At 62.7% G+C, this 11,547-nt stretch carries 7 protein-coding genes; 2 read left to right on the top strand and 5 right to left on the bottom strand.

The window, feature by feature from the left end; genetic code table 11:
- Positions 1-45 precede the first annotated feature (45 nt).
- The 5 genes from DMP07_RS00755 to DMP07_RS00735 form a co-directional block, all read right to left on the bottom strand.
- Positions 46-2,217 carry an N-acetylmuramoyl-L-alanine amidase family protein gene (locus tag DMP07_RS00755; protein WP_123197255.1) on the bottom strand — a complete coding sequence of 724 codons (2,172 nt, stop codon included), beginning with the start codon at positions 2,215-2,217 and terminating at the stop codon, positions 46-48.
- A 94-nt stretch (positions 2,218-2,311) separates the two neighbouring features.
- Entirely contained in the window at positions 2,312-5,260 is a 2,949-nt protein-coding gene (locus tag DMP07_RS00750; protein ID WP_161956989.1) for an N-acetylmuramoyl-L-alanine amidase, read from the bottom strand.
- A gap of 101 nt (positions 5,261-5,361) precedes the next feature.
- Positions 5,362-5,637, bottom strand: a complete 276-nt coding sequence (locus DMP07_RS00745) for a hypothetical protein (protein WP_211324466.1) — start codon at positions 5,635-5,637, stop codon at positions 5,362-5,364.
- 4 nt (positions 5,638-5,641) lie between these two features.
- The gene (locus DMP07_RS00740; RefSeq protein ID WP_244594796.1) at positions 5,642-6,784 is read right to left on the bottom strand and encodes a hypothetical protein; all 1,143 of its coding nucleotides are present in this window, start codon (positions 6,782-6,784) and stop codon (positions 5,642-5,644) included.
- A gap of 38 nt (positions 6,785-6,822) precedes the next feature.
- Complete coding sequence (locus tag DMP07_RS00735) at positions 6,823-8,607, bottom strand: phosphotransferase (RefSeq protein WP_123197253.1); 1,785 nt, start codon at positions 8,605-8,607, stop codon at positions 6,823-6,825.
- Between the two features lie 284 nt (positions 8,608-8,891).
- Here DMP07_RS00735 and DMP07_RS00730 point away from each other — a divergent pair, with 284 nt between their 5' ends.
- Together DMP07_RS00730 and DMP07_RS08845 are read left to right on the top strand one after the other, a co-directional pair.
- Positions 8,892-9,674: an ABC transporter permease gene (locus DMP07_RS00730; RefSeq protein ID WP_123197252.1), complete on the top strand. Its 783-nt coding sequence runs from the start codon at positions 8,892-8,894 to the stop codon at positions 9,672-9,674.
- An 8-nt stretch (positions 9,675-9,682) separates the two neighbouring features.
- Complete coding sequence (locus tag DMP07_RS08845; RefSeq protein WP_211324465.1) at positions 9,683-11,515, top strand: ATP-binding cassette domain-containing protein; 1,833 nt, start codon at positions 9,683-9,685, stop codon at positions 11,513-11,515.
- Positions 11,516-11,547: the final 32 nt, after the last annotated feature.

Raw genomic sequence — 11,547 nt, 5'->3', positions numbered from 1 at the left:
CAGAGATAGCGAAAAGGCCTCATGACGAGGCCTTTTCCATAGATGCTACCAGCAGCCCTTGATCAGCACGGTCTGCTGGTACAACTCGGACCTGTTGGCGTTGTTGAAGCATGCCGAAATGCAATTCTGCGGATAGATCTGATGCCACATCCTGTTCTCATACGGCGTATCGCCCCAGAAGAATCCGATATGGCAATCGATCGAGCCGTTGGTCTTGAAGAAGATGATATCGCCCTTGTCGGCCTTGCCGCTGGCAAGCATGCTCGCCACGCTGTCGAACGTATACATCTCGACGCCGCGCTCGACGGCATAGCCGTACCAGCGCCATGCGTTGACATAGCCGCCGCGGCCGGGACCGGTCGGCCAAGGCGAATAGCTCTGGGTCCGGCCGATGGCATCAAGATCGCCCACGCCGCCCGCCATCGCATAGGCATGCGCGACGAACCCGGTGCAATTCATTCCCACGAAGCCGTCCCAGCGAGGCGAGCCGTTGGGGTACATGCATGTATCGACGCTCAAGCCGTTCGAATACGGCGTGCCCCAGTAATACCAGTCGTTCTCATGCGACCACAGCCACTCCACGAGCCTCGTGCGGGAAACGCCGAGCACCGACCCCGTATTTTCGACCCAGCGGCCGCCGGCATCGAGCTTATAGGCGCTGCCGCCCTCGTTGATCCAGCCCGTGGCCATGGCGCCCCAATCGCGCAGCCAGTACCATCCGTCGTCGAGATGCAGCCAGCCTGTGGCCATGGCGCCCGTTTCAGGATCGAGCCAATACCACGCACCGCCGATCCACTGCCAGCCCGTGGCCATGGATCCGTCGCCGCGGCAGTAGTACCACGAACCGCCCTCGGCGATCCATCCCGTCTGCATGAAGCCCGCGGCGTCGAACTTGTACATGGCGCCGTCCACTTCACGCCATCCGACGGCCATCGCGGCCGTTTCCTCGTCGAAATAGAACCAGTATCCGCCGATATACTGCCAGCCCGTCTTCACGGCACCGTCCGCCCCGAGCCAATACCACACGCCGTCGCGAAGCATCCACTCCGTGTCCATGACGCCGTGCTCGTCGAAGCAATACGTTTCGCCCTGGTCCTCGAACCATCCAGTGACAAGCACGCCGTCATCGCCCGCATAGTATTTCCTGCCGTCGACGCTTTGCCAGCCCGACGCATCGAAGCGCACCGCGCCCGTCTCGTCGGCGAAGCGCAGCGCGCCGTCCACCACGACCGAGCCCTTGGCCAGCGCGCCCGTCTCGTCGAACCAGTACAGCGCGCCGTCCTGATCGATGAAACCCGTGGCCATGGCCCCCGTTTCGGGGTCGAGCCAATAGGTGTCGCCGCCGGCATTCAGCCATCCGCGCTCAAGCGCGCCCGAGCCGTCGGCATAATACCAGCGGCCCTCGAAAAAGCACCAGCCGTCGACCGCGACCACGCCGCCCTGGGGCGCGCAGTAGCGGAAACCGTCCACGTCGAACAAACCCGTGGCAAGAAGGCCGCCCGCCTCGGGGTCGAGCCAATACCACGAGCCTTCGATGCATATCCATCCGCTATAAAGCTCGCCGCTGCGAGAAAGCAGATACCAGCCGCCGTCGACGAAAGCCCAGCCCGTCGCCATGGTTCCGTCGGAAGCGAGGTAGAAGCGAGAACCTCCCGCATCGAGCCACGTATCGTGCGCCATAGCGCCCGTCTCGCGATCGAACCAATACCAACTTCCGCCCGCATACGCCCATCCGGTACGCAGCACGCCCGACGCGTCGGCGTAGTACCAGGTTCCCTCATGCAGGCCCCAGCCGTCCATGATCACGACGCCCGATGCATCGGCGGCATACCGATGCCCGTATGCCTCGAAAGCGCCCGTCGCCATGGCGCCGCCCGCTTCAGGATCGAGCCAATACCAGCGCCCATCGAGAAACAACCAGCCCGTCGCGGCGCGATCGCCCTGGCTTTCGGTCCAATACCACAGGCCTTCGCGATAATTCCAGCCCTGCTGCAAGGGCTCGGCAGGAAGGCTTCCGTCTCCCGCTTCGGGCGCCTGTCCGTCGGCGCCGTCGACCGCATCGCCAGGCCCCTCGAAAACCGCGCCCGCCTCGACGAGCGCCTCGGCCGCAGGCGCCGCATGCTCGTCGGCATAAGCGGCCCCCGCGCCGAAACACATAGCCGCCAGCGCCGCCGCGGCGATCGCCAGACGTCCGTTCCACATCGTCGTCTCCCTCATGGTCCCTCCTCGACCGACGCGAACCCGAAACCATGCGCTCCGTGAGCACCTCGTTCGCATCTATGCGTTCGAGGCGCCCGAAGCGCACAACCCATCAGGCGAAACACTCGCCCATCATGGCCGCCAGATCATAGCCGTAATTATCGGCGGCAGCCCATCCGCCGCCATAGGGGTTGTCGGGTATCCCGAGCCACTCGACATACGGAGCTGTTCCCCGCTTCACATAGGAGAACCGCCCGTCCACGCAAGGCCTGTTCAAAGGCGCATCGGATCCGTACGCCTTCAGATGCTGCGCTTGGGCGAGCAGCCCCTGCGCCACATCTGCGAAGCGCTCGCCCGGCACGCCGCCGCCCGTCGCACCCAGGCCGCCGAAATTGAACTGGTCGACCTTGACATCGCCGCCGAAGCGCAACCATCCGGTTTCTTTCATGGCCTGGCAGAACAACACCTCGGGGCGCACCCCTTCCGCAACGGCCTGGTCGTACAAGATCGAGCAGAACTCGCGCAAGGTCGGCGCTCCCCCGCGCCCGAGCGCTGATGCGGGATACGTCGCCCCGGCACGCTCGTACGCGCGCGCCATGTCGTCGACGAGCACCTGCTTAGAAGCGCAAGGCGCGCCCATCACCGCCTCCAAGGAATCGATCGCATTCGCGACGAAGCGGCCCGATTCGTCGAAGCAGCACGGCTCTCCGTCCACGAGGACCCAGCCCGTCGCCATGGCGCCTGAAGCGGCCAGGTAATACCTATCGCCGCCTGCCTCGATCCAACCCGTCTGCATGACGCCGTCATGAGCCAGGTAATACCATGCGCCGCCCGCGAAAAGCCAGCCTGTCTGCAGCGATCCGTCGGCATTGAGATAGAACCAGTCGTCGCCCTGCATGCGCCATCCGGGCATTCCGTCCAGCAAACGGCCCGACTGGTCCGCAAGCCACGGCCTGCCCGCGGAATCGAAGAAAACGCCCGAGGCCATGGCGCCGCTGCCGTCGAACCAGTACCAGGCGCCGTCGATCCAGCGCCAATCGATCGCCATGACGCCCGACGAGTCGAACCAGAACCACGTTTCGCCGAGATACAGCCAGCCCGTGCGCATGGCTCCCGACTCATCCGAATAGAACCACAGGCCGTCGATGAGATACCAGCCCGAATCCATCGCGCAGGAATCGCGGTCGAAGTGATACCACGTTCCGTTCAGGTCGAGCCATCCGGTGCGGGCCTTTCCGTCGTCGAACCAATACCAGGCTCCGTCGATCAAGGCCCAGCCGGAAAGGATATTGCGGCCCGAAGCGTCGGCGTAGTGCCACGCCCCCGAGTCGTCCAGGATCCAGCCGGTGCGCATGGCGCCCGAAGCATCCAGATAATAGCGGTCGCCGCCGACGGAGACGAAGCCCGTCGCCATGGCGCCGAGCTTATCGAACCAATACCACGAGCCGCCGAGGAAACGCCAGCCCGTCGCGGCATACGGCTCGTAATAATGCCACGTGCCGTTTTCGCACTGCCAGCCGGAAAGCAAGGCGCCCGAACCGTCCGCGACGTAGCGGGCCCCGTCCGCCGTGAACCAGCCGACATTCATGGCTCCCGAGTAAGACAGGCGATAAATCGCGCCGTTCTGTTCGAGCCACGCAGCGCTATACATGGCGCCCGTCGAAGGGTCGAAGTAATACCAGGATCCGTCGACGATCTGCCAGCCCTCGAGCGCATAGCCGCGAGCATCCATCCGATACCACGAGCCGTTCGTATACAACCATCGGTCGGTCACGGGCTCGCCGTCGATAAGGTAGCGATGCGACCCGTCCTTCGACACCCACGACCCCTCCGTGCGCAGGCCGTACGACTCGGCGATTCCGCGCGCATCCGCCCGGCCCATGTGCTCGAGCGTCGCATCGTCGGCGAGCATGGCCGCATCCTGTTCGTTCGTGATGAAGGCGTGCTCGACGATGACGGCCGGAATGCCGACCCTGCGCGCATGGCGTATCACGCCGTAATAGTCGGCGGTCGAACCGTTCTCATACGAAGATCCGGCCCAATCGCGGATCTTCGATCCGCGGTCGGTCAAGCCGAGCGCGACCAACTCGTCGAGAATATCGCGCGCGAGCTCGCCGCCCTCCAGGTGCGTCTGCTCGTATTTCCAGCTGCTGGCGTTGGGATACCACACCTCGGCGCCATGGGCCGAAGACGAAGCCGAGTTGATATGGATGCTCACGAAGACGCGCGCGCCGGCGGCGACGGCCCTGTCCACGCGCTCCGTCAGCGAATTGAGCGTTTCGTCGCGCCCGCGCGTCATGAACACTTCGACGCCCGCGTATTTTTCAAGCTCCGCCTTGCAGTATTGCGCGATCTTCCAATTGAGTTCGGATTCCTTCAACCCGTTGGCAACGGCGCCCGGGTCGCTTCCGCCATGCCCCGGGTCGAGCGCGATGACGATCCTGCCCTGCTTGGAAGAAGGCATACGCGACAGCAGGCTTGCGGCGAATCCCTCGGATTCGCCGGCCGCGTCCGAAGAGAGGACGGGCATTTCCGCCGCACCGAACGAAGACGCGCTTTCAAGGCCTCCTTCGGCAGAAAGCGTGTAGACCGAGACGGATTCGTCCGATGCGGCGCGACCCAAAACCTCGGGGCCGCCTACCGAAAACGAGCACGGACGGCCGGCGTCCGACGAGAAGTCGATCGTCCGAACGGACCCGTCCGCGCATGCGTATTCGACCGTCTCGAGCGCGTAGGTGCCGGGCTCGTGCGCCGCGAACTCGAACAGCAGGCCCGCGCCGCCGCATGCCGCAGCGTCATAGGAGAAGCGAGCGCCGTCCTCGACGCGGACGAACGCGGCCGATGCCGAAACCGCGCGCGGGGCGGCGTCGGACAAGGCCACCGCGACGGCCTGCCGGCCTCCCGCATCGAGCGCGGCCTCGTCGACATAGACGAAATCGACCGCATCGGCGCCTTGCGCGCCATCGCGCCCATAAGCTTGCGCGAAAGCGGCGCCCGCCGCAAGGACGAGCGCAAGCAGAACCGCGGATACGGACACGAGAAAGGATCTGGAACGCACCATGACGGGCCTCCCGAACAACGCAAACCGACATTTCCTGCCGCCATTGTATCCCATGCGAAAGCCGCGGATATCGCGCGCGGGCGTTGCCGCCGGGCGGCGGGCTAGCCCAGATAGCGACGCGCCATGTCCTTGCCGAAATCGTTGATCCGATAGTATATGACCAGATCGCCGCGCGCATCCAAATCGCAGCGCGTCTCGTCGAGGATGCCGTTTTCCTTCGCCGTGGCCAGCGCCTCTTCGACATCGCGATGCGTCAGCATCTTATAGCCGCCGTAATCGGGGTCCAAGGCGGCCACGACGCCCGCGGCGCAATCCTCTTCGCCGCCGACGAAATGCTCGATGATCGCATAATGCAGAGGAATCAGACCGTTGCCCATGTGCCTAGCCTTTCTTCTTGTTCGAACGAAGCAGTTCGGCGGGGTTCACCGCGATGCAGAAGATGCCCGCCACCATGATCAGCGCTCCGATCCACTGCACGGCCGACAGCGGCGGATAGTCGGCGGCCATGCCGCCGATGTTGCACAGGCCCATGAGGACCCAGATGAAAAACGGGCCCCAGAACGCATACATGCCGTTGCATGCCATGCCGAGCGCCGTTCCGCACATCGAGTTGCCCTTGTACCAGAAGGAAAACGCAGGCATGGCGAACAGGCCCGAAATAAGGAAGAAGGGCATCGCGGGGCTCGTGACGGCCGCGCCGAAGACGGCGAACAGCGCATCGAAGCCGCCGCCGATCGCCATGAGCAGCGGAAACACCACGAACAGCTCCAGCAGGCCCGCCGTGACCTGGCGGATGGCGATGCCGATGCGGTAGTCGATCAGAATGGTTCCGAAGCCAGCGACGCAGCCTTCGAAGCCCCAGCCGAACGCGGCCAGAAAGGCGAACAGGCAACCCATGAACGCGCCCGGGCCCATTGCCGCGAAGCTCGCTCCGCCGATGAGCGCGGCGGCGAGCAGGCACACGGCGATGCCGACGACCTTGTGGACGCCGAGGCTCTGCTTGAAGAAGATGCGGCCCAAAACCGCGCCGATGGCGCAGTTGAGCGCCGCGATGGGAACGATGACGCCGGGATTTCCCGCAGCAGCCGCCGAATTGAGCGCGACGACGTAGGCGATGGTCGCGAACGGGCCGCCGATCGCCGCGCACAACATCATGATGCGGCCCGGCTTCGTCTTGACCGTTTTCCACAAGTCGCCGACCTGGCGGTTCTTCGCGCATACCGCAACCGACCATACGCCGCTGATAAGGTCGTTGAGGCCTGCGGCCAAAGCCGCCAGGGCGAACGTCACCACGAAGGCGCTCAGCGCCGCCTGTCCTTCGCCCCACTCGAGGCCCGCGAACCACGACCCCCAGACGCCCTGGGTCTGGGCGAGCGTCAGAAAGCCCGTATACAGGCCGTAGCAGACGCCCGAAGCCACGGCGAAAGCCAGGCCCCTCACGAAATACTTCCTCCTGCGCTGCTCGCGCAGTTCGGCGACGCGCTGTTCCACGATCGACCCGCTTTCCTCTTCTCGAACCGTCATTCACGCCGCGCCCTTCCGGACCGGCTTTCAAAAAAACGCTAGGCGTCCTGCTCCGCTCCGTTTTCATACCAGGAGATGACCCTGTCCAAGTAGTTCACGGCGTAGCGATAGTAAATGTAGAGCCATTCGCCCACGTGCTCGCCTTGAGCCTCCTTGAACAGCGACCAGACGTACCAGCACCAGCCCGCCATGGCCACGTACCCGAAGTTGTGGCGCATCTCTTCGAACGAAGGCGTACGGCCGAAGTAGAACGTCAGCGCCTCTCGGGCCTGGTCGAAGTCGAGCTCGCCGCACACCACGAACGTTCCGAAGTCGCTCGCGTAATCGGACATGCCCGAATATTCCCAGTCGATCAGATACATCTTGTCATTCTCGTCAATCAGGAAGTTCAGTGAGAAAAAATCATTATGCGTGAGGCAATGTCTGGCTCCGTCGGAGTCGAGATAGCTCTTCAGACGATCGGCTTTCGCCGCCATCTCCTGAAAGCCCGCGATATCGATGCGGCCCTTGGCCTCTTCGTAGAGCGCGGCATACTTCTTCGATTCGTCGTAGAAATCGAAAGTGCGGCGCGTCCCCATGGGCGACTCGTGCAGCACGCGGGCCATCTCCATCGCACGTTTGACCTGCTCGGCGTTGTTCGGGTCGAGTTGGCGCGAGCCGGGAATGAAGCGCGATATCTTCCAGCCCTGCTCCGGGTCCTCGAAGATGTACGTGTCGTCCAAACCGAGCTCTTTAGCCAACGACTGCGCCACGAGCTCCGCCTCGCGGTCGATGATGAGCTCGGTGCCGGCGCCCGGGTGGCGATAAACGTATTCGGCGTCGCCCACGGCGAAATGGCATGACAGGTTGGTCAGGCCCTGCTTCAAAGGATAGACGTCGTGAATGTCGTCGACGTCGCACTGCAAAACCGCGACGATGTTGTCGAACACCTCGGAATCCACGTTGCGCAGGAAGTACGGATCGAAATCGCGCAGCTCGTCGAGCGAATCGAACTCGTGGACGATGCCCTCGGCATAGGGGCGCGCCGTCATGTCGAGCTCTTTGATGTGGTCGGCATAGATCTCCTCCCACAGCTTGTCGGCCGTGGCGGGAAGGTCGTATTCGCGCTCCAGGATATCGACGAAGCCGCGCGAGAAGGCGCGGTCGAAATACACATGGCCCAGCATGACGAGCGAGTCGCGTCCGCCCACCGTGACCGATTCGATGCGGCCGCCCGTTCCCTGCCTGATGCACCATTCCTTCGTCTCGCCCTCTACGTAAGTGGCGGCGTAGAAGGCCTTGTACACGTACTGCTCGAAGGGGTTCTCCGTGAAGTAGTCGTCGGACGAGCAGATGTAGGTATTGCCCAGCTGCTCGCGCACGACCATCAGCGAGGAATTGTTGTTGCGGGAGGCGTATTCCTCGTTCACCGCGATCTTGACGCCGAATTCGCGCTCGAGATAGAAGAAGTGCGCCTTCTTATAGCCCACCACCACGGTGATATCGGCGATGCCCGCCTCCTGCAGCTGGCGGATCTGGCGCTCGATCAGCACTTCGCCGCGCACCACCAGCAAACCCTTGGGCTTTTCGTAGGAAATGGGCGCGAAGCGCGACGAAAGGCCCGCGGCCATGATCACCGCGTTTTCGACCTTGTACTCTTCGAGACATGCACGGCCCGCTTCCGTAACCTCGTAGCCTTCGATCATGCCGCGTTCGGAGAGGCCCTTCAAAGCCCTGTTGGCGCTTCCCAGAGAAACGCCCGCCGCTTCGGCAAGCGAACGCTGGTTGCCGCAAGGCGAGGAAACGATGGCTCGAAGCACCTTGAATTCGTTTTCCGTCAGCACGCATGTCCTCCTTTATATAAGTATGCCGGCTGCAGCGTAACGGCGGCCGGCACGGTGTGTTCCATTTCTCAAAATGGTAACAGCATTTTGAACATACGTAAATATGACAAGAATTTTGCACACAAATCGCTTTCGAGACGAAAAAAGGGGGGCCTTCGCACGGCCCGTCCGCCCGTCCGGACTCTCGAAGCTCTTTCGGTGAAGAATGCAGAGCCTGCGACGCGTGGGGTATAATTTCGGTTCGTTTGTATTCCGACGAACTATAAGAAAGTCACAGGTACGCCATGTCCAACGCGATAAACAAGGCAACCTTGAAGCGCAACTGGTTCACCATTTCATCGCTTGTCTCGAAAGACTTCAAACTCAAATACCGCCGAAGCGCCCTGGGCGTGGTCTGGTCGGTGCTCAATCCCCTGCTCATGATGATCGTCCTGAGCGCCGTGTTCAGCACGTTCTTCCGTTTCGACATTCCCAACTATCCCCTCTACATCATCTTGGGCAACACCTTGTTCGCCCTGATGTCGGAATCGACCACCGGCGCCATGTGGTCGATTCTCGATTCGTCGTCGCTCATCAAGAAAGTGCGCATCGAGAAGCTGATCTTCCCAATCGAAAAAGTGCTCTTCCAGCTGGTCAACTTCTGTATCTCGCTGATCGCGGTGGCGATCGTCATGGTGTATTTCAGGGTGGCGCCCAGCCTGAGCCTGCTCATGCTTCCGGTGCTGCTGCTGTTCGTCGTGCTGTTTTCCGCGGGCCTCGGCCTGGCCCTTTCGGCGCTGGCCGTGTTCTTCCGCGACGTGTGCCATCTCTGGAGCGTCGTGATCACCGCCTGGACCTATGCCACGCCGCTGTTCTATCCCGTCATGGTGCTTCCCGACTGGATGATGCCCGTCATGGAGCTCAACCCCATGTACCACTACGTCTCGTACTTCCGCCAGCTTCTGCTCGACGGCACCGTTCCCGGCCTTCAAGAGAACTTGATCTGCCTCGGCATGGCCGTGGTCACCTTCGCCGTCGGTCTGCTCATCTTCAAGAAGAGCGAGAAGAAGTTCATCCTCTACGTTTAGGAGAAGCCATGCCCGAAGTTGTCAACACCACACCGCTTTCCGGCTTCTCCACGCTTCCCGATGAGCCGGAACGCGAGACCGCCATCTCGGTCAAGAACGTGTCCATGATCTTCAACATGGCCAACGAGCAGCTCAACAGCCTGAAAGAATACGCCATCGCGCTCGCGCGCAAAGAGCTGCGCTTCAAGGAGTTCCGCGCGCTCGACGGCATCACCCTCGACATCAAGAAGGGCGACGTCTTCGGCATCCTGGGCACGAACGGCTCGGGTAAATCGACCCTGCTCAAGATCATCGCCGGCGTGCTCGAGCCCACGAAGGGCACGTGCGCGATCCACGGCAACATCGCGCCGCTCATCGAGCTGGGCGCGGGCTTCGACATGGAGCTCACCGCCCGCGAGAACATCTATCTCAACGGCGCGCTGCTGGGCTATTCGAAGAAGTTCATCCAGGACAACTTCGACGACATCGTCGAATTCGCCGAGATCAAGCCGTTCTTGGACATGCCGCTGAAGAACTATTCTTCGGGCATGGTGGCGCGCATCGCCTTCGCCATCGCCACGGTGATCGTGCCCGACATCCTGATCGTCGACGAGGTGCTTTCCGTCGGCGACTTCATGTTCCAGAAGAAATGCGAGGAACGCATCCAATCGCTGATCAAAGAGCATAACGTCACCGTGCTGATCGTGTCGCACAACAACGACCAGATCGAGCGTCTGTGCAACAAAGCCGTCTGGATCGAGAAGGGCCACATGCGCATGCTGGGCACCGCCCACGACGTGTGCCAGACCTATCGCGTGCTCGGCGGCCACACGGGCAGCAAGAAGGCGGAAGAGCGCGTGTTCTCCACGCTCACCTCCCCCGTGCAGCCCGACGAGTCGCTGATCAAGCCGCTCGAGGCCGACAGCCCCTATGCCATGGCGGCGCGCCTGAGCAGCAGCCGCGAAGAGCCCGCCGACACCGTAGTGGTAGCGTTCGGCGAATACGAGATGGACGGCTTTTTGGGCGCGGGGCTCGCCAGCGCGCTCGACGCACCTGTGCTGCTCACGAAATCCGACGGCATCCCCGACGCCACGTCGCAGGAAATCAAGCGTCTCAAGGCGCAGCGCATCATCCTGGTGGGAAAGACGCCTTATTGCGACGCCGGGAAATTCGCCGACGCCCTGCAGGCCGCGACCGAAGTCCGCTGCGACGTACAGGCGCTTTCGGCCGACACCTACGAAGGACTGTCGTTCGCGGTGTTCGATTACGCCTTGCAGCGCGGCCTTTGGCAGGGGCCTGCGATCCTCACCCATATCGGATGCATGGGAGATATGATCTCGCTGTCGCCTTATGCAAGCGAGCGCCGCTGCCCGCTGCTGATCAAGTCTCCCGGCAAGCCGCTCAGCGAAGGGCTGCTCGAGCGCATCGCCGCATACGGCAACGACAGGCTGCTCGTGCTCGATAGCGAGGAAGGCTGCCCTGACGAACAACTCGCCCCCATGCGCGAGCGCGGCATCGAAACGGTGCGATTCTGCGAAGATGACGCCTACCGCGCCAACGAAGTCATCCGCGCATGGATCGAAGGCGAGCGCGGAGCCGAAGGCCTCACCCGCTCGTTCATCGCCGCGCCTTCGTGGCAGCCCGCCTACTCGTACACGATCGGCCCCTATGCGGCCCGCACCGGCGCGCTCGTCGTGCTCGACGACCCGCAAGACCTCGACAGCGTCGCCCATGCGATCGACCTGTTCGAAAGCCGCCGCGGCCGCATCGATCTGATCACATTCGTGGGAAGCCGCACCCAGTTCAGCCCCCTCGATAAAACGATGCTCGCGAAAGCGGCGTCGGCGATCGACGAAGAATAACGCCCGACGACGGACCCGCCCTTCGCAGGCGG

Source organism: Slackia faecicanis (genome assembly GCF_003725295.1).
Classification (GTDB): Bacteria; Actinomycetota; Coriobacteriia; order Coriobacteriales; family Eggerthellaceae; genus Slackia; species Slackia faecicanis.
Note: the sequence above shows the minus strand (reverse complement) of the source record. Positions and strands in the feature narration are given on the sequence as shown.

What these genes read in the sequence shown, in the direction of transcription:
- DMP07_RS08845 (WP_211324465.1), top strand. Translation starts at nt 9,683, where the DNA reads ATGCCCGAAGTTGTCAACACCACACCGCTTTCCGGCTTCTCCACGCTT.
- DMP07_RS00740 (WP_244594796.1), bottom strand. Translation starts at nt 6,784, where the DNA reads ATGACGGTTCGAGAAGAGGAAAGCGGGTCGATCGTGGAACAGCGCGTC.
- DMP07_RS00755 (WP_123197255.1), bottom strand. Translation starts at nt 2,217, where the DNA reads ATGAGGGAGACGACGATGTGGAACGGACGTCTGGCGATCGCCGCGGCG.
- DMP07_RS00750 (WP_161956989.1), bottom strand. Translation starts at nt 5,260, where the DNA reads ATGGTGCGTTCCAGATCCTTTCTCGTGTCCGTATCCGCGGTTCTGCTT.
- DMP07_RS00745 (WP_211324466.1), bottom strand. Translation starts at nt 5,637, where the DNA reads ATGGGCAACGGTCTGATTCCTCTGCATTATGCGATCATCGAGCATTTC.
- DMP07_RS00730 (WP_123197252.1), top strand. Translation starts at nt 8,892, where the DNA reads ATGTCCAACGCGATAAACAAGGCAACCTTGAAGCGCAACTGGTTCACC.